The organism is Actinomyces glycerinitolerans (genome assembly GCF_900098745.1).
Lineage (GTDB): Bacteria > Actinomycetota > Actinomycetes > Actinomycetales > Actinomycetaceae > Actinomyces > Actinomyces glycerinitolerans.
Genome location: NZ_FQTT01000009.1, coordinates 309,127 through 328,688, shown reverse-complemented (window position 1 = coordinate 328,688; position 19,562 = coordinate 309,127). Strand labels below are relative to the sequence as shown.

General features: G+C 67.5%; 8 protein-coding genes. 1 reads left to right on the top strand and 7 read right to left on the bottom strand.

Annotation, left to right across the window (positions count from 1 at the left end; all coding sequences use genetic code 11):
* Window positions 1-47: 47 nt before the first annotated feature.
* From ACGLYG10_RS05550 to ACGLYG10_RS16325, 7 genes are all read right to left on the bottom strand, one after another.
* Window positions 48-1,073, bottom strand: a complete 1,026-nt coding sequence (locus ACGLYG10_RS05550; RefSeq protein ID WP_073328791.1) for a phosphatase PAP2 family protein — start codon at window positions 1,071-1,073, stop codon at window positions 48-50.
* Window positions 1,036-1,974 carry a class C sortase gene (locus ACGLYG10_RS05545; RefSeq protein ID WP_244542601.1) on the bottom strand — a complete coding sequence of 313 codons (939 nt, stop codon included), beginning with the start codon at window positions 1,972-1,974 and terminating at the stop codon, window positions 1,036-1,038. The genes ACGLYG10_RS05550 and ACGLYG10_RS05545 overlap by 38 nt, the downstream gene beginning before the upstream one ends.
* A gap of 205 nt (window positions 1,975-2,179) precedes the next feature.
* Window positions 2,180-3,760, bottom strand: coding sequence for a SpaH/EbpB family LPXTG-anchored major pilin (locus ACGLYG10_RS05540; protein ID WP_073328789.1), 1,581 nt, complete (start codon window positions 3,758-3,760; stop codon window positions 2,180-2,182).
* 67 nt (window positions 3,761-3,827) lie between these two features.
* Window positions 3,828-6,761: a CshA/CshB family fibrillar adhesin-related protein gene (locus ACGLYG10_RS05535; RefSeq protein ID WP_244542600.1), complete on the bottom strand. Its 2,934-nt coding sequence runs from the start codon at window positions 6,759-6,761 to the stop codon at window positions 3,828-3,830.
* Window positions 6,762-7,047: 286 nt separating this feature from the next.
* On the bottom strand, window positions 7,048-8,055 hold the full coding sequence (locus ACGLYG10_RS05530; RefSeq protein ID WP_139240851.1) for a class C sortase: 1,008 nt from the start codon (window positions 8,053-8,055) through the stop codon (window positions 7,048-7,050).
* 190 nt (window positions 8,056-8,245) lie between these two features.
* Window positions 8,246-9,880, bottom strand: coding sequence for a SpaH/EbpB family LPXTG-anchored major pilin (locus tag ACGLYG10_RS05525; RefSeq protein ID WP_073328782.1), 1,635 nt, complete (start codon window positions 9,878-9,880; stop codon window positions 8,246-8,248).
* Between the two features lie 69 nt (window positions 9,881-9,949).
* Window positions 9,950-18,280, bottom strand: coding sequence for a DUF5979 domain-containing protein (locus tag ACGLYG10_RS16325; RefSeq protein WP_211482981.1), 8,331 nt, complete (start codon window positions 18,278-18,280; stop codon window positions 9,950-9,952).
* Between the two features lie 1,145 nt (window positions 18,281-19,425).
* On the opposite strand from ACGLYG10_RS16325, the gene ACGLYG10_RS16965 reads away from it, so the two are divergent.
* Window positions 19,426-19,562: transposase-like zinc-binding domain-containing protein (locus ACGLYG10_RS16965; RefSeq protein WP_432416224.1), on the top strand; the 137-nt coding region annotated here is incomplete at its 3' end.

Sequence of the window (19,562 nt, the reverse complement as noted above, 5' to 3'; positions counted from 1 at the left end):
GTGTGCCACCCGGCTAGAGCTCGCGCCGCATTGCCGGCATCGCCGGCTCATGCGCGGGCAGCTGGCCCCGCCTGGCGGACGCCGCGCGGCGTGAGCAGGGCCAGCGCCGCCATGCCCATGCCGGCCACCGCAACCGTGCCCACGGCACCCGCCGCATAGGCGATGAAGACAGCGGTGCGGCTGAGCTGCGCGGCGGCGACCGCACCGGCTCCACCGGCGTCGACGACGCCCCGCCAGGTGAGCACCTCCAGCATCAGGGCCGCTGCACCCGCAAGGATCCCGAGCCCGCCCAGCACGGCGGCGGACGACAAGCGCGCCGGCGGCAGCTCACCCGCTGCGGCGCCGCCCTCCGCCTCGGCGGGCGTTGGCGGCGTCGCAGGCGCTGGGCCGGCAGGCTCGGAGTCGGCGGGCCCCGTCTCATCCGCCCAGGCGCCGCAGGCGATCGCCACCGCGCCCCAGGAGGTGGCCAGCAGCAGGGCGGCGATAACGTCACCGGGACGATGCCACTGGCACACCAGAGTGGAGTAGCCCATGGCGGCGGCCAGCACCGCTCCCGCCCAGGCCGCAGCCCCGCGCCACCGTGGGCCGGTGACCAGGATGAGGGCGACGGCAGCGGATGCGGCCACCGCGGTATGCCCCGAGGGCAGGGTGTTCATGCCGCCGAATTTTCGGAACAGCCCGTAGTCCGGGCGCCACAGGATCAAGTACTTCAACACCTGGGTGGAGATGTTGATGGCGACGACGGCGCCCGCAGCCCACAGTGCCCGCCGGCGGCTGCCGCGCCACCGGGCACCGACCAGCACCACGAGCACCAGGCCGATTGCGGCCGGCAGGGACACCACGTGCAGCAGGTTGCGGGCGTGGTCGGACACGATGTGGGCGCCGATGCGGGAGCCGTCCAGAGCCGCCTGCTCCATGGCCTGCCCGGTCAGGTGCACCACCAGCAGCCACCAGGTGAGCGCCACGCCGACCATACAGACGACGGCGAGCACGCCCGCCAGCAGGCGCGAGCGCCGCTGTGCGCGCCGCCCGGGGTCAGGAAGTTGCGTCAGGGAATTGTTGCGAGACGTCATTGGGCCCGGATGATACGACCTGCGGCTGGGTGGAGTCGGAGTCCGGCGTCGCGGCCGGCGTGGCGGTGCGGGTGCGTGTGCCGCGCTTGCGGGGCGGGTAGCCGGAGCGCCACACGTACAGACCCACCAGGACGAAGCCTGCCGCCAGGCCCACCGCCCACCAGGGGAACGAGGGCACCGTGGGGGGATCGCCGGCGGCGTCCAGGTCCTCCTGCGGGGTGGGGTAGACGCGCTCCCCGGTGACCAGGATGCGGTGGGTGTTGATGCCCAGTGGTGTGCAGGTGACCAGGGTGACCAGGTCGCGCCCCTGCTCGGCGCGCAGCGCCTCGGTCTCGTCGGGCTCGACGACCTTGGTGTCGAACACCCGATAGGTGAGTACTTCCCCGAACACCTCGATGACGAAGGTGTCACCGACCTCCACCTGGTTCAGGTCGGTGAACATGCGGGCGTCCGCCAGACCGCGGTGACCGGTGAGCACCGCGCGGGTGCCCTCTCCCCCGACGGGCAGGGAGGTGCCCTCGAGGTGCCCCAGCCCCTCAAGTAGGGTTTCATCCGAGGTTCCGTGGTAGACGGGCAGGTCCAGGTTGATAGCGGGGATGCGCAGCCGGGCCATGAGCCCGGCGCCGTTGGCGTCCAGGATCGAGTCGTAGTCGAGGGTGTCGTCCCCGCCCTCGCCGACGCCGGTGGGGACGTTGGTGTTGGCCTCCAGCACCGCGCCGACGGAAAGGGCGTCGTTGTAAGCATGCGCCTGGGCTAGCTGGGTGGCGGCGTCCGGGTCGGCGGAGTCGACGTCGGAGGCGTAGGTGGTGATGATCTTGGACTGGTTGTACTGGGTAACCCAGGCGGCGACGGTCGGGTAGGCGAACAGCAACATGCCGGCCAGCGCCAACAGGGCAGACACCAAAGCCGGACACGACAAGCGCCATCGGTCGCCACCATCACCGACCTGGTGGGAGCGCCGGGGTCTGGTTGACAAGGATCCTCCTCTCCCGAAGTCAGTGACAGGCACGCGGCGTGGCGGGGAGGCCGTATGTCCTCCCCGCCACGCCGCACGGCTCAGACGATCGGTCGTCCGGGCCTAATGCGCGATGTCAACATCAGCGGGTTCAGTCCTGCGATGCTGCCGGGTTCTTCGAGCGTGACACGAATGCCCTGCCGACGCCGATCATCACGAAGGCCACGCCGAGCAGCATCATCAACAGCGCACCGTTGGCACCCGTAAGCGGCAACTGAGGCACATTCTGCTTGGTGTTGGGCACAGACAGGTCGTAGTCAGCGGCCGCGGTGACCCCGGCCGTGACAGTCAGCGGTGTGTCCGCGTCGGAGGGCAGTACGTATCCGGCGGGAGCAGCGGTCTCGACCAGCACATAGCAGCGCTGGGTGTGCTCGGGCGCAACCGACTCATCCGTGGCAGCACCGGCCTTCTGGTCAACGAACAGACCCGCGATGAACACCAGCCCATCCCCGTCGGAGGTGAACTCAGTCGCCCCGTTGACCGCGATCGGATCGCCGACCTTGACGGCATTGTCGCATGAGGTCGCGTAGGGGTCTGCGGCGTTGTAGACCTGGAATGTAGCGCCCTGGAGGGCCTTGCTGTTGTCCGCGTCGACCTTGGACACGCGCGCGTCGCCCCACGAGGTGACCACCTTGTTGGTAGGCGTGCCCGGCTCGTCCGGGGGAGTCACCGGCGGTTCATCCGGAGTGTCACCCGGAGTGGTGTCTACGTACAGCGTCGCCGTGTTCTCAATGATCCCGCCAGAGGGCACGGTCCCGGTCTTGGCCGTAAAAACAACCTCAATCTGCGCGTTCGGCTGGGTCTTCAGATAGGCCAGACCGGCCCGGTTGAAGCCGACCGACACCGTCTGCCCCGTTGTCACCGTGTAGTAGGACGCGTCAACGTCCGAGCCGTTGAGCTTCACCGACGCCACGTTCCCATCGGACAGGCTGGAGTCCAGCGGATCGGAGACCACGAAGTACTTGAACGAGTCAGTGTCGGCAATGCTCGGAACCTTCGCAGTCACCGGGAAGGAGACCTGATCATCGGTGTTCAGACCATTTGCGGTCACGTTCACACCCTTGGTGGGAGCCTCGACGACGACGTTCTTCGGATAGACGTTCACGTCATACAACCAGTTCCCGTCCGCGCTGGCGGTGTTGGCCGCGTTGTTCGGGAAGGGAATGGTCACGAGGAACGGCGCGGCAGCGGTCTTCACTGTGCTGGGCGCACTGGTCTCGCACACCAGATATGCCGCCACCGGCAACGGGTTGATGCTGGTCTCGCCGCTCGCATCGGTCGCGGCGCTCGCCGTACCCGTATCGAAGGTGTAGCTACCCAGCTGCGGCGAACGGTTATCGGAGCCGCAAGCGTCTGCGGGAACCGCGACGTCGGCCAGGCCGTCCCAGGCGGCCTGAGTGGTCAGGTCCAGGTTGGTAATCCGATAGGCCGTGAAGACGACTCCCTCAACGGGGTCGCCACCGGTTGTGGTCTGACCATCAGGCGTTCCGTTAGCGCTCTGCGAGCCTGCCTCGTGCTTGTGGATCAGGATCGATCCGGTCGCCCCGGTATCGATGTTGGCCAGGTCGGCGGCCTGCGCCGTCGCGGCAAGGCTCAAGCCGGTTGCGGCAAGCGCCATCATGCCGAGGGCCGCGGCCGCGCGGCTGCCGAGACCGTGGGAAGTGGTTCTCATGGGGTCGAGTGTCCTTTGTTCGTGCGCGGCGGGCCGCGCGGATGCGATTGGATGATGTGATTACTGGTCAGGCTTGCGCGCGCCGCCTCCTCACAATTCCTACAATCAGAGCGACCAGGGCCAGGACCCCGCCACCGATCAGGAACCAGTCGGAGCCGAGGCCACCGGTAAGGGGGAGGGACGGAACGGAAGTCTTGGAGTTCTCAAAGGGCTCGGCGAACGCGTAGTCGAGGCTGTCGGTCGTAATGACGAAGGCGTGTGGAGTGGCATCCATCTGGTATCCGGCCGGCGCAGCCACCTCGGTCAGGACGTAGCTCTCTTCGCTCCAGACCAGGCCGCCTACTTTGAAGGAACCCGCAGCCGGGTCCTCGTCCCTGTAGGCACCGGGTGTGCAGGGTTCGGCGACACAGTCGTCGACCACCGTGCCCTCGGGCACCTCCGGTCCGGTCAGCCCCCAGGCGGCTCCTGCCAGAGGCTCGCCATTGTCCGCATCGGTCTTCGTCCAACTCACCGAGCCGGTTAGACGCTCATTGACCACGCCACCGTTCACAACGCCTTCCGCCTCGATCAAGGCTCCTTCCACGGACGAACCCTCGATCCTAGTGAAGGCGAAGGAGCCGGTAACGGGTCTGTACCCCGCAGGCGCAACCGCCTCCTCAATCGCATAGTCGCCCCAGCGAAGTCCGGTAAGGCTGAAAGCCCCGGCCGCTGGATCCTGATCCGTATAAGCACCGGCCGCACAAGCACCGACGCAGTCCGTGATCACTGTGCCGTCCGGAACGCCCGGCCCGGACAGGGTCCACTGCGACCCGCCGATGGCGGTGGAACCATCGACTTCCACCTTGTTCCACGTCAAGGTACCGGGCTTGGTGGTGTTGGCAATCGTACAGGTGACGCGGTCTTGGTTCCTGACAGTCAGTGTCGCCTCTCCGTCGGTCGATTCACTGACAGTCGAGGAGTACGTCTCCGAGTCGGTTCCCGGTGTCTCGATGCATTCCCACTGACCCGCCTGGTATCCGACGGCCTGGGGGTCATCCGAGCTCTCATACAGGGTCATCGACCCCTGGTCGACGGCCCGCGGCCCGCCCGTACTCCCCTGCCCGGACAGGGCGACCGTTCCGTTCGCGCCAACAGTCCACTGCTCGGCTGACAAGCCGGGCACCTGCTCTGAGGCATAAGCGTTATCCACCGTTTTGATAAGTTCGAGGGTGGGAACCATCACGGTGATCTTCCCGTAATCCTCAACCTCACCGGATAGGGTCACACCGGTGGCCCGCGGGACAACGAGGGAACCATCCGGATTCCTGTCTCCCGTGATACGCAGGCGCATGAAGGTGGAGGACGCACTCCCCGTTTCTCCATCGACGCTTCGGACAACGTCTGAGGGCACAGTCCATGTCAGAGAAGCCCGTCCGGAAGCTGGGCACACCGTGGGTGCGGACGCCTCGGCGTCGTCGAAAGTACCGTTGTGGTTCCAATCGATCCATCCGACGATATTGCCCTCGCCATGGCAGATGATGTCGTGCTTCGTCCACTCACGACCTGGGGCGGTGCGGATGATACCGTCCCAGTTGTCAGGGCCCACCGGAGCCGTCGGGTCAATTGACAACGCATCCTCGTCATCGGGCGGACTGAAGTCGACGTTCGAGTCATAGCGGTCATCAAGGTCCGCATTCTCCGAGTAGTACTGGAAGATATCCGGGTCGGTGAAATAGCCCAAGCGGATGTCAGGCGCACTCACCCGAGCGGCCTGTCCGGCTTCCTGAGCGGCGCTGAGGTCATACCAGGTCCCCTCAGCCCCAACAGGGGCAGGACTGGAGGCAATATCCCCTCCCAGCTCGCCTCGATCCCAGTTGGGCTGGAAAAGAGAGGCGGCGCTTCCGTAGCTCTCGGGCGCGTCTCCGTAGTCCAAGTAAGTGACGACGCCGAAGGCGATGGCGGAGACCCCTCCGCCTTTGAGCTCGACATAGCCACCATTGGCCTTCTCCATGAAGAGGATAGACGAGGGGCCGTAGCCCTCGTAATTGTACGGCCTGCCGCCCGCGGTCCGTGTCGCACACTCGGAGGCCTCACCACCAGAGGCGGTGGCAGGACGCAGCTGGAAACCGTTCTTCACGCCGGTCGGATAAGGGAAGTCACGCTGACCGACCCAGGAGTGCACCGTGCATCCCTCGGAGCGAGCGGTTTCAAGGTAGCGCCACTTCACATCAGAGGTCCCATAGCCGTCCATCGGGATCGGGGCGACTGTCTCCGACTCGTACTGCCCGTCCCTCCAGTTCGACCCCTCTGCGTCGGCATAGACGAATCCCTCCATGGGAAGCTCCGTTTTGGGCAGGTCCGAGATCTCCGACTTTGTCGGCTGGACGGCGGACTCCACGAGATAGGTTTTGCACTGAACCTTGAAGTATGCGTTCGCAGACTCGTTGTAACGTCCACCCTGAGCGTTGGCAATGCCAACAGGAAGGCCGGAACGCACATTGACATCCCTGTACGAGATCCCGGGAACACCATAATTCGGGTCGATCTCGACACCACTGTCGTATCGTGTCGAGTCGTTGTAAAGACGAGCCATGCCGTCGCCGATCCAGGACCCCGTATCGTAACCGATCACAAGGCCGGCATCGTAGGTCTCGGTCACACCCTCATGGGTGACCTCGTAATGAGTCTCGACCTCACTAATGCTGCACTGGCTTGATCGCCACAGGCCGTCACCAACCCGCGATGGAGTGGACCATACAGTAGAGTTCGCTCCATCAGGAAGGATCATCCGGCCTTCATTGTCAACGGTGACATTTGAAGCCTCGGTCCAATCGATCCAGTCGATGACGGACTCGAAGCGGCCAGACCCTCCATCAGGCGCGGCATAGACCGCCTGCGCAGCAGGAACTACTAGGTAACACACAGCGAGGGAAGCTGCAAGGAAGAGCGCAGTAAGCCCCGATAGCGCGGGACGATAGCGCCGCGCGCAGCGGGTACCGTCACGTTGAGCATGGCGCAGCATGTGCTTCACTGACAGCTCCTTGAAAACACTAGGTGGCGAGGGAAGAGCCACAAAACTCCATGGGTTCGGGACGGCTGAGAGCCGCCTGCGTAACGCACAAGACGCAGGATCTGATTGATTGCTGGTCCGACCTTAGCGCCCTTTGGAGGCGCTTAGGGTAAGCGAACTGAGCTGTGCTAAACCTGTGGCATACCCGTGCCGGCGTCGCGGCAATCCGGTTATCAAAGTAACCCTATTGAGTTGAATCACGCATTTAAAACGTCAGATACCAGAGATATTCCGCGACTCAGGAGCGGCGCGCGTAACGCACCCGACGCACCACCCGCCGCCCGGCTGCGACGGTGAGCACGGTCAGGATCACGACGACGGCGCCGATCAGCCACAGCATCCACGGACGCATGGGCGCGGGAGTAGCCGCGGCCTGCTCCGCCTCGGCCTGTACCGGGTCCATGGCCACGCGCGTCCCGGTGACCAGCAGGCGGTGGGTGTTGACGCCGTAGGGGGTGCAGGTGATCAGGGTGACCAGGTCCTCCCCCGGCACCTTGTTCAGCGATTCCGTCTCGGTGGGCAGGACCACGCGGACGTCGTTGACCTCGTATTTGAGTGTGCGACCGGCGGCGGTGATGTAGAAGACGTCGCCCTCCTCCAACTCGGTCAGGTCGTCGAAGAGCGTGGCCGACCCCAGGCCGGTGTGGCCCGTCAGAACGGAGTGGGTGGAGGTCCCGCCCACGGGCAGGGCGGTGCCGAACAGGTGGCCGACGCCCCGGGAGAGAGTCTCGGCCTCGGTGCCGTGGTAGACCGGCAGGTCCACATGGATCTTGGGGATGACGATCCGAGCCATGACCTCGTCCAGATCCAGCTCGGCCAGGTAGGCCTGGTACTGGGGGGTGTCGGGACGCTGCTGGTCCAGCCAGGGGTCGAGGATCGGGGAGGAGGCGAGCTCCTGGTTGTACTCGTCGGCGCTGGCGAGCTCGGCGGCGAGCACGTCGGGGCTGACGGCGTCCATCTGCGCCTGGTACTGGTCGGCGATCTCCTGCTGGCGGGCGTTGTTGTGCTGGGTGGCCAGCACCGGGTAGGCCAGCACGAGTGCACCGGCCAAGGCCAGGATGAAGGGCAGCACCCCCAGCAGGCGGCTGCTCCGATTGGGTCTTCCGCCGGACTTCTTACTCGGTGGCTTGGGGGGCTCGGCGCTGCCGTGCGCATCATCGGGCTGCGCGGGCCTGTCCGCGGAAGCGTCGCCCAGGTCGCGACCGGGTTCATCCAGGACGTCGGCGATTGACGGAGTCTGGCCCATTGGCTTCCTTCTGTGTGGCTCGTGGCGGATGTGAGTGTGGCTGCGCGCTGACGGTGCCGGTGACACCACGGTAGAGCGCCTGGGGCGGTACCGGTGACGACGACGGCGTGCGCGTCCGGAGTATCCGGCCGGCGCACGCCGTCGTGTCACCGGCTGGGGCGGCCATCATGCCGCCCCAGCCCTGTGGTTGTCAGTCCTCGGCGCCGCGGCGCTTGTTGTGCACCGCGAGGAGGACCGCACCGCCGACCAGCAGGATGCCGGCGATGGTGAGGAACAGAATTCCGTTGGCACCGGTCAGCGGCAGGCGGAAGCCGGCGTTGGAGGGCACGTCGGTTACCGTGAACTCGATGGTGTAGGGGGAGGCCTCAACCTGGGACTTGAGCACCTGGAAGGCGATGGGGTCGCTCTGGAGCTCGTAGCCCGCAGGAGCCCTGGTCTCCACCAGGCAGTACCATCCGGGGTTGGTGACGTCGGCGTTGTTGATGAAGTCGTTCGTCTGGAGGGCGTCGATGGTGACGGTACCGTCCTCGCCGGTGGTGAACTTCGCGGTGTCCTCGGTGGTGATACCGTTCGCGACCTCGTTGGCGGTCAGCGCGTCGCCGGTGATGTTGGCGGCGGCGCGGTCAATGGTCTGTCCCTGGGAGGCACCGGTCGGGCTGCACTGGTAGACCTGGAACTCGGCGCCCGCGTAAGTGGACGCGGCCTTACTGTCGGTACCGGTCTTGGTGATGGTCACCTTGCCGTAGTAAGACTTGACCTCCTCGGTGGGCGTACCGGGAACGTCCGGGGTCGGGTTCTCGGGGTCCCAGGTGGTCTGGGAGTCGTTGGGGATGAGGGAGGCCTCGTTGCTGATGGCGCCCTGGCCGGAGCCGATCTCCTCGACGACGGCGTTGATGACCACCTGCACCTGGGTGCTGGAGTCACCGTCGACGCGGGCCTGCGCAATCTTGGCCCGGCCGTCCGCGGTGAAGGTGACGGTCACGTAGGTCCTACCGTCCTCACCGGTGGCGGTCACGACGTTGTAGTCGGTGCCCTCGGTGAGGGACACGGCGCCGGTGCCGATCATGGACACGGTGGCGTTGGAGTAGGACAGGCGGGAGTCGAGCGGGTCGACGATCTGGTAGTTCTTGATCGTGGCGCCGCCGGCGACGTCAAGCTTGGGCACGTCCGCCTTGATCGTGTAGGTCAGTGTGTCGCCGACCGACGGGGCGGAGGAGTCGCTGACCTCCTTGCTGGCGTCCACGATCGCGTTCTTCGGGTAGACGTGCACGTCGTAGTTCCAGGACGTCTGGGTGCCGGCGTTGGTCATCGGCAGGGTGACGATGAAATCCTCCGCCGGGGTGACGTTGGCGGGGGTCCTCGTCTCGGAGACGATGTAGGCGCCCAACTCCACGTCGTTGAACACGGCCAGGCCGTCGCCGCCGGTCACCGCGGTGTAAGTGGTGCCGGTGGCGTGGCTGCGGGCCGCGGAGACGTCACCGTCCAGGGCCGCGAGGGCCTGCCAGCCGGCCTGGGTGGTCAGGTCGAAGTCCAGCTTGGTGATGGTGAAGGTGACGTCGGAGACCGGGTCGCCGGTGGCGCTGGGGTCCACCAGGCCGTTGCCGGCACTGGTGCCGTTGGAGTCGGTCTGGGCGAGCTTGTGGATGGTCAGATCCGGCGTGGCGGCAGCGTCGATCAGAGCGACGTCCGCGTCGGTGGCGTCCACTGCGGCAAGGATCGCGGGGACTGGGGCAGCCGTGGCGACGGGCGCCGCGACCGCACCACCGATTGCAAGGGCCACCGCCGCGGCGAGGCCGGCGCAACGGCGCCTGGTGAGGGATGTCATGGGTTCTCCTCGTTGATGTGGTTGTGGGTTACCCGGCTGCCCGGTTGGCCCCTGGCTGTTCCCGGTCGCTCAGGCCCTACGGCCCCGGCGGCGGGAAGTCTGGGTGATGGTCAGGACCAGTGCCGCGGTGAGCAGCAGCCCGGCCCAGGCCACGTACACGCCTATGCCGCGGCCGCCCGATAGGGGCAGCGTGCCGGTTTCGACGTCGTGGATGTTGATGCCGATGGCGGTGACGACGTTGCCGTCGGCGTCGGTGACGGCGGGGATCACCGCGATGGTGTCCGCCGTCAGGTTGGTTTCGGCGAGCGTGATGGTGGTGTTGCCGTCGGCGTCCACACCCAGGTGGAACTGGATGGGCCGCGGCAGCAGGCTGTGCCCGGCGGGCGCCTTGGTCTCAACCACCCAGTAGTCGTGGTTGATGGGCAATCCCGCGGAGGTGAACAGGGAGCCGTCCACCGGATCCACGCTCACGCCGTTCTCAATCGGGGTGGCGCCGTCCGTGGCCGGGTCGACGTCGTAGATGTCGAACTCGGCGCCGGGCAGGTTGGTGGTGCCGTCCGCCTGCACCTGGGTGCCGGTCTTGCGCAGCGTGATGATGCGCTTGCCGGCGTCCGGAGTGACCGGCTCGCAGGCGGTGTTGTCGCTGCGGCCGGAGGCGTCGCGCCCGTCGGTCGGGTAGACCTCGTTGAACAGGCCGTGGCCGGGGGTGCGGGTGCCGTCCGCCTCGACGGAGCACTCCAGCAGCTCCTCCGAGTAGTCGGTGTTGCCCGGGTCGACGGTCACCGTGAAGGTGATCGTGTACTGGGCCGTCTGGCCGGGGGCGATCACGTCGCCGGCGGTGAGGGTGTAGTAGCCCTCGGCGTCGGCCGCGGCGGCCACCGGGTCCCCGCCGGGGGCGGTGACGGTCACCTGGTCGATGTCCAGGCCGGGAGCGAAGTCGGGCTTGTCGCGCAGCAGCCCGGTGGACTGGGCCAGCTCGCCCTCGTTGGTCACCGTGATGGTGTAGGCGACGTCGAAGCTGGAACTGGTTCCCACGCCGGTGGTGGCGACGGACTTGGACACGGTCAGCCGGGGTGTGAGGTCCAGGCAGGCGGTGTTGTTCTCATCGCCGTCGGTATCGCCCACCATGGCGGTGGTGTTGACCAGACCGGAGGGGGCGCCGTCGGCGCGCTCGTGCCCGCACTGGTAGTCGGTGTCCTCGAAGTCCGCGGCGGAGTCGACGGTGAAGCTCACCTGGACGGTGATCACGCGCGTGCCGCCGCCGGTGACGGTGCCGTCCTCCCCGGCGGTGCCGCCGGCCAGCACGGGACCGGAGTCGGCCCGGGCCAGGGTGATGGGCCCGTCCAGCACGCCGTCGGTGATGCCGGGAATCTCGGCATCCGTGGCCGCCTCACCGTTCTCGAGGACGGCGACGCCGGTGATCTTCGCGGTCTCCGGCAGGGCGGGGGTGTCGGTGACGTCGGCGATGATCTGGCTGGCGGCGCGGGAGGTGTTCTCCACGGTCACCGTGTAGGTCGCGGTGTAGGTGTCCCCGTTGCGGGTCACGTCGACGCCGTCCTTGCGCACCGAGAACTTCGGGTTGGTTGGGACGTCGCCGCAGTCCTCGGCGGTGTCCGTGACCTCGCCGGAGGTGACGGCGGCGGTGTTGTGGATGGCGGTGCCGTCGGTGGCGGCCTGCGCGCTGCACTCGCCGTCACCGACGCCGGGGATTCCGGTGTCGGGGGCGGTCACGTTCAGCACCACGGTGTAGGTGTGGGTGGCGCCGGCCGGCAGGGTTGCGCCGTCGACCACGGTCACGGGCCCGGAGGCCTGCGTGAGCGCGTCTGCCAGGGCGGCGCCGGTGACGGTGATGTAGTTCAGCGTGGTGCCCTCGGGCACGGTCGGGGTGTCCACCAGGTCGTAGGTGAGGTCCTGCACCTGCGAGGGGTTGGTGACGGTCACCTCGTAGGTGACGTCCCAGGTCTCGCCGGTCCAGTTGCCGTCGGCGTCCAGGTGCTTGCTGGTGCCCGTGAAGGTCTTGTTCACGCCGGCGTGCGGGGCGACGTCGTTGGTGACCGTGGCGGTCACGGCGGCGTCGGCCTGTGCGGGCAGGGTGAAGGTGACCGCTCCGGGGGTGGAGGTGTCGGCGTCGGCGCCCTCGACCTCGTAGGTCATGGGGTCGGTCCATGTGAAGGAGCCGTCCGCGGGCGCGGCGAGGGCGTCATCCCCGGGCGCCGCCTCGGTCAGGGTGCAGGTGGCGCCCACGGGCACGTCCGCCACGGCGACGGCGGTGCCGTCGGCGGGCAGGGTGAGCGTGCCGGTGAAGGTGTCCTGCCCGGCGGTGCAGGTGTAGTCCACCGTGTAGCTTTCGCCGGTGGCGCCGTCGGTGGCCCCGGAGATGGCCTTGTTGACGGTGAAGCCGGTGGCCAGGGTGCGCTCGTCGGCGGCGTTGGTGACCTCGGCGGTGGAGGTGGCGTCCCGGGCGATGGTCTGCGCCTGGGTGACGGCGCCGTAGTCGCCGTCGAGCTCCGGGTCCGTCCACTGGTAGGACGGGTCGCCACTGACCGGGGCGGTCGGACGGCCGGTCTCGGTGACCGTGCAGTCGGAGCCGACCAGGATCTGCGTGTAGTCGCCGGTCAGGGTGGCGGCGCCGGCGCCGGTGACTCGCCAGGTGCCCTCGTTGCCGGTGCCGTCAGGGGCGGTGCAGGCCCAGGTGCCGGCGTAGGTGTTGGATTCGGCGGCGGTGACGCCGTCGAGCCCGTTCACGAGCTTGTTGATGGCCAGGGCGCCGTAGATGCGCTGGGTGGAGTTGGTGACCCGCAGCACCGGGTCGGAGTCCTGGGCGATGCCCGTCAGCGTGTTGCCGTCGGTGAAGGTCTGCCCGTCGGCGGCGACGTCGTAGGCGGGGTTGTTCCACGCGTAGGAGACGTCCGTCAGCCCGGAGGTGTCGATGGGCGTGTCCTCGGTGAGGGTGCAGTCGGCGCCGGCGTAGATGGTGGCGCCGGCGGCGCCCTCACTGACGGTGGCGGAGCCGCCGGAGGCGGGCAGCTCCCAGCGTCCGCCGACCTCGCTGCCGTCCGCCTGGGTGCAGGACCAGCCGCCGCGCACGGTGGCGCCGTCGTTCAGGGCGCCGTCGATGCCGGTGTAGGCCTTGGTGATGGTGAGCGGCTGGGCGGCGCGCTCGGCGTCGTTGGTGACGGTGAGCGTGTTGGCGGCGGCGTCCGCACCGATGGTGACCGGGTCGGAGACGGTCGGCTCGGCCCAGCGGTAGGAGATGTCCTTCAACTGGTCCTGAGTGGGGGCGTCCTCGGCGGCGGTGCAGACGGTGCCCAGCGGCAGGCCGCCGGTGGGCAGGCCGTCGATGGTGGCCGCGCCGGCGCCGTCGGCCGTCCAGGTCAGGCTCCAGTCCTGGGTGATGCCCTGGCCGTCGTCGTAGTGGCAGGCGATGTCGCCGGAGAAGGACTCGTCGACGACGACGCCCTCGGACAGCCCGTCCCCGTAGGCCTTGGTCAGGCTCAGGTCGGAGGTGACGCGGCGGATCGTGTTGGTGGCGGACACGGCCACGGTCTCATCCTTGGTGATGGTGACCTCGTCGGGGAAGACGGTGGCCATCTCCCACGCGTAGGAGGAGTCCTTGAGCTGGTCCTGGGTGGGGCTGGTCTCGCTGATGGCGCAGGTCCAGCCGGCCGGGATCTCCCGGTCGAAGGCGACGCCGCTCTCGCCGTCCGCGACGGTGGCGGTGGCGGTGAGCTCGCCGTCCACGCCGGGGGCGGTGCAGGTGGCGTTCAAGGTGAAGGTCTGGCCGTCCTTGAGGCCGTCCGTCTCCCCGATGACCGTCTTCGCGGCGGTCAGGGAGCCCATGTCCCGGTTCACGGTGTTGGTGACGGTCATCGCGGCGGTGCCGTCCGCCGTCACGGTGGCGGCGTCGTAGCTGGGCTCGCCCCAGGAGAAGGAGGGGTCGGTGTCGGGGGCGCCGGAGGCGTCCAGGTTCTCGGTGGGCGTGCAGGTGGAGTCGACGTAGGGGGCCTCGCCGTCGTCGTAGGTGATGGCGGCGTTGCCGGCGCCGTCCACGCTCCAGGTGCCGGTCACGTCGGCGTCGCCGTCGTGGGTGCAGGTGAAGGCGCCGGAGTAGGTGTTGTCGGCGCCGAACTGGGTGGCCAGTTCGCCGGAGAGCACCTTGTTCAGGTTCACGTCGGCGCGCACGCGCTCAATGGTGTTGGTGACGGTGACGGTGCCGGAGGAGGCGTCCTCGCTGGTGATCCGAACCGGGTCGGTGATGGTGGGTGCACCCCAGGCGTAGGAGCCGTCGGCCAGGCCGCCGCTGATGGTGCCCTCGGTGACCGTGCAGGTCTGGCCGAGCGGGATGTCGCCGACCGTGACGGTCTCGCCGTCGGCGAGGGTCCCGGAGTAGGCCTGGGCGCCGTCGCAGGTGACGGTGACGGGGAAGAGCTTCTCCCCGGCGCCGGTGAAGCCGTTCGCCTTGTTGTTGTCAGCCACGGTCTTGGTGACCTGGATGGAGCCGAAGCGCTCACTCATGGTGTTGGTGGCGGCCACGGCCACACCCGGCTCGTCCCCGCCGGGCATGGTGAAGGAGATGCTCGCGCCGTCCGCGGACACGGCCGCACCGCTCGACGGCGTGGCCGTCATGGAGGTGCCGTCGGCGTCCCAGCGGTAGGGGTCGATGGCGGCGGGCAGGGCGTCCGTGCTCTCGGTGACCGTGCAGGATGAGCCCTCCGGGATGCCGGTGATGGGCTCGGTGACCTGGCCGGCGCGCACGGTGGCGGTGCCGGTGATGGCCTCGCCGCTGAGCGGGGTGCAGGTGTAGGTGAAGGTGAAGTCGGTGTCGGCGAAGCCGGTGCCGGCCTCGGCGCCCTCCACGCTCTTGGTGATGGTCAGCCCGCCGGTGGTGCGGGCGACGACGTTGGTGACGTCCACGTTGCCGGTGCGGGTGTTAGGGTCGATGGTGACCGGGCCGGAGGTGGTGCCGGCGGTGGAGAACACGTAGGAGGAGTCGGCGGCGTTGGGCGCGCCGGGGTCATCCTCGGTGACCGTGCAGGTGGAGCCGAGCAGCACGGCGGCGCTGGTGCCGCCCGCGGTGGCGGGACCGGAGGTGACGCTCAGCGTGGCGGCGCCGGAGCCGGTCACCGACCAGGTGCCGGTGGCGTCGTCGTCGCCGGGGTGGGTGCAGGTCCAGGTGCCGGTGTAGGTGTTGTCGGCGCCCTGGCCGTCCAGGTCGGTCAGCTGCTTGGTGATGGTGAAGTCGCCGTAGTCGCGCTGCCAGGTGTTGGTGACGGTGACCTGCTCGGTGTGGTCGCCCTGGACGGTGACGGTCTGGTCGGCGGGGCCAGTCTGCCAACTGTAGGAGGCATCGGTTAGGCCCGTGGTGCCGGTGGGTGCGGTCTCGCTGACGGTGCAGTTGGCGCCGGCGGCGATGTACGGGGTGGTGGCGGTGGCTTCCGAGCCGGTGGCCGCCAGGTCGAAGGCGCCGGTGTAGTTCTCGGTCTCACCCTGGGCGGGCGCGTCACAGGTGACGGTTACGGGGAAGGTGGTGCCGGCGGTCACGGGGCCGGCGTCGGGGCTGACGTTCTTGGTGACAGCCACCTTGCCCCAGGCGGCCTCGGTGGGGTTGACGACGGTGACGGTCTTGCCGCCGTCGGCCGCGTTCACCATGGTGCCCTCGGCGGCGTCGAGGCCCTCGTAGCTGGGGGTGCCCCAGTCGTAGGCGTCGGCGAGCAGGCCCTCGTTCAGGGAGGAGGCGGGCTCGGAGACGGTGCACAGGGCGCCGCGGGGTACCTGCACGGTCGTGGAGGCACCATTGGCGACGTCGACGGTGCCGGCGTAGTCGGCTCCGCAGTCGTAGTCGATGGCGAAGGTGGCGTCGCCGCCGTTGTAGCCCTCGCCGTCGACCTGCTTGGCGACGTTCAGGTCCACCAGCACGCGCTTGTAGGTGTTGGTGACGGTGATGGTCTCGGAGGTGTCCTTGCCGACGGTGACGCTGGAGTTATCGAAGCTGCCCGCGCCGGTCCACTCGTAGGAGGAGTCCTTGAAGTCGCCGTCCGCGGTCTCGGGGGCGGTCTCGGTGAAGGAGCAGGTGGTGCCCGCGGGGACGGTGAGCGTTGCGGGGGTTCCGGTGGAGACGTCCAGCGTGCCGGAGCCGCCGTCGCCGTCGCAGGTGTAGGAGACCTCGAAGGTGCGGTCCGCTCCGCCGGTCCAGCCGCCCGCGGCGGTCTCGTCGGCCGGCTCGACGGCCTTGTTGACGTCGATGGTGCCGGTGTTGCGGACGATGGTGTTGGTGACGTTCACCTGGCCGGCGGCCGGGGCGGTGGGCACCTGGACCGTCGGGTTGTCGATGCTGGGGGTGGTCCACTCGTAGGAGGAGTCCTTGAGGTCGCCGCTGGGGGCGTCCTCGGTGACGGTGCACTCGGCGCCCACGGGCAGGCCGGAGATGACGGCGGGCGTGGCGGTGGTGGCGGACCACGTGCCGGCGAAGTCGCGGCCGTTGGCGCTGCCGCAGTCGTAGGTACCCGTGTAGGTCTTGTTCTGATCGGTCAGGCCGCCGTCGGGATCCGAGACGGTCTTGTTGATCTGGATGGAGCCGGTCTTGAAGGTGTTGGTGACGGTGCAGGTGACCTGCTCGTCGACACCAAGGGTGACCTGGGAGTCGGTGACGGCGACGGCATCGCCGTCCTGGTTCACGCAGCTCCAGTCGCCCTGCTGGGAGAAGCCCTCAACGCTGCCGGTGGTGGCCTCCGACAGGGTGTAGGTGCCCGAGCGGGTCCACTGGCCGGTGACGGACTCCTCGCCGGACAGGCCGGAGATGGTCCGGTAGGGGAAGGCGGTGCCCTCGGGGGAGGTCTGGGTGGGGGTGGCCGTCAGGGTCCAGTTCTTCTCGCTGACGGCGGGGAAGGTGAGCCCATCGATTTCCTTGACGAGGGTGAGCTGGGAACGGCCGACGTACTCGTTGTGCCAGGTGCAAGTGATGGCGGTGTTCTCGGCCGTGTCCGCCAGCTCGGAGCTGGACAGGTCTAGCGTGCCCTCGGAGAGGTTGACGGCGGAGTCGGTGAGCACCTCACCCCTGCGGTTCAGGAGCTCCTCGCCGTTGCCGTCGGTGACGCAGGTGACTCCGGTCAGGCGCCAGCCGGAGGTGGTGTCCGTTGCCGTGTTGGCGTTGCTCTCCTTGATAATGGCCTGGTCGTCCGGGGCCAGCAGTTCGTAGTGCTTGAGGTCGTGCGCGGTGCCCGACTCGCCCCAGTCGGTGGGGGTCAGGGAGTTGATATGCCCCCAGTCGGCAAGCGCCGTGGAGCCTTCGGCGGAGACGTTCTCATAGTCGAAGGCGGGGATGGCGGTCGAGTCTTCGAGCGAGGGGTCGGTGGTGACGTCCTTGGCGAAGGTGACGGCGCGGACCTGTTCCAGGGAGCCGTACAAGCAGCCGTAGGTCTCGGCGTTCTCCTTGGTGATGAAGGTGTCCTCCAGGTTGTCCTCGTCGGACAGGTCCGTGGAACAGGTGCCGCTGGTACCGTTGTTGACGAAGCCCCACAGCTTCAGCTTGTACTGGATGCCGGTGGTGGTGTCGGTCCAGGCGGTTGATTCGGTCGCGGAGGCCACCTCGAGGATGTCGTCCTCGCAGGACCGGCCGGACTTGTCGTAGATGGCGCCACCATCGGCACCGGCAGCCTCGCCGTCGCCGTTAGGAAGAGACACTAGATTGCCACTACGGTTGTAGGCGTAGTGGAACTCTGTGTGCCAGTACCCGACGTATTCCCATCCGTTCCAACGCCACGTTCCCGTGGAGCGGGGCCCTATGTTGCCATTCGCATCAAAGGCGTACTGGCCGCTGCCGTCGGAGGCGTAGTTGCCCTCGGCGTCAAAGGTGGAGCGGCAGGTGTTGGTGGTCTCGGTCAGCGTCCAGGGGAAGGAGGAGCTGATGGCGCTGCCCAACGTGAGGTCCATGGTGCCGTTGACCGTCTCGGTTCCACCGGTCCCGACAATGGGGTTGTTTCCATGACGCATGGTGGCTACCAGGAATGGGGTACCTGCGGTCACCCTGTCAGTGCGCTCCGGGCGTAGCCCCACCGTACTCTGGGTGGACTCGGTGTAATTGGAGGGACAACGATTGACGACGTTATAGCCGTAGCCGAATGAGGCGAAGTCTCCACTTGTGGAACTCACCAACGAGGTCGTGCTGTAGTAAGGGCTGCCCTGAGGGGAGTAACGCACGCAGCCCTGCTGGTAAGCAGCCCAGACAGAGGGGTATGAACTGGTCGTCACATCATGCTGAATTGCGGTGGCCTCACCCAGGTTGACCACAACTTCGGCCGCGGCTGCAGTCGGCTGGATCGGCAGCACCATGCCACCGATGAAGGCGCTGGCGAACAGCGCAAGCACGGTGACGACCGCCGTCAGCCTGGACCGAGAAGGCAAGCGCTTCCGGCGCGATGAATCGGCGTGATGCATTGACGACTTCCCCACATATGTCAGAACAACTAAAACCGCCCCCGTAGAAAGCGGGCTCGCGAGCGACATCGACTACTCGCGGAGCATTAACGGTACCGCCTCTTCTCGTCATCTGACTCTCGTTTGACCGTCTTTGCTGCAACATTTCAAGCACGATCTTAACAATCTGCATACAATGCAACGTTCCGGTCGCAATCTGCCCCCAATTAGAAATACACGGGGCCTCATCTAGAAAACGATGCACCGATCGCCCTCTAGACGCATGGTTCACGTTGCCCGGTGTGGACTCCCAGCCGACCACGGGCCCCACCGCCTGTGCCACGACAAACTTCCGAAGCACGCGTTCGCCAACGACCCTGAAGGTGATTCGATTCAACCGAGGCCAAGCGTTCCGACCGCGCATATGGGCTTCAACCAGGGAGTCAATATGCCGTCGGCCAGGAGCCCGACTCAACCGGACTGGAACCGCTGCCCGGCCGCCTCACCAGAGGGTTTGAGGCTCTTCGTGTTTGGGGGGTGTGGCTGGTGGTGTGTTCTGGTCGGCCTGAGAACGACCTTGGTTCGGCCAGAACGTCCTCGTCAGCCCGAAACCCTCCCGAATGTGGAGGGTTTGGGGCCGAAGAGGTCGTGTTCGGCAGGCCGGCACCTACCGGCAACGGCCTGCCGCGTCCGAGAACGGCCTCGCCCGCGCCCGAAGGCGGCCTGCCGCACCCGAGGACCCTCCCGCGCCCGCGCGCAGCCTCCTGAGCCGCGCGGTGTATCCTGCAAGCACGTCAAGCCAGGGTCCCGCGCCGGGCGGCTTGCCAATACGGCACTTGGTGAACAGCCCCGGTGCTCGCCGCCGAAGCCGAGCTCGCGCTCTCCGTTAGCGATTGGGACCAGTCGTGCAACAGTTCGCGACCCGCGGGCGATGTTCACCGTGGCGCCACCTTCCACCTCCGCCAGCAGCGGCGACAGACGTGTCTTCACCTGATGAACCGACGAGTTATCGGCGTGAACGTGTTGCTAAAGATCGGGATTTTGGTTGCTGTGGTGCGGGAAAGTCGGGGTGATTATGGCCTGGGAGGTTAACCCGGGGCGGTGGTTGACTTTCGGGGGTAGATGTGCGGGCCGTGAGAACACGGTCCCCACGAGCAAGGCTCTGCCCGATCTGTCAGACCCCTATGAAGAAGCCCGGCCGCACCGCCGCAGGCACCCAACGGTGGAAGTGCACCGCCCCGGTTGGACCGCCCACGCCCCGTTGGACCGC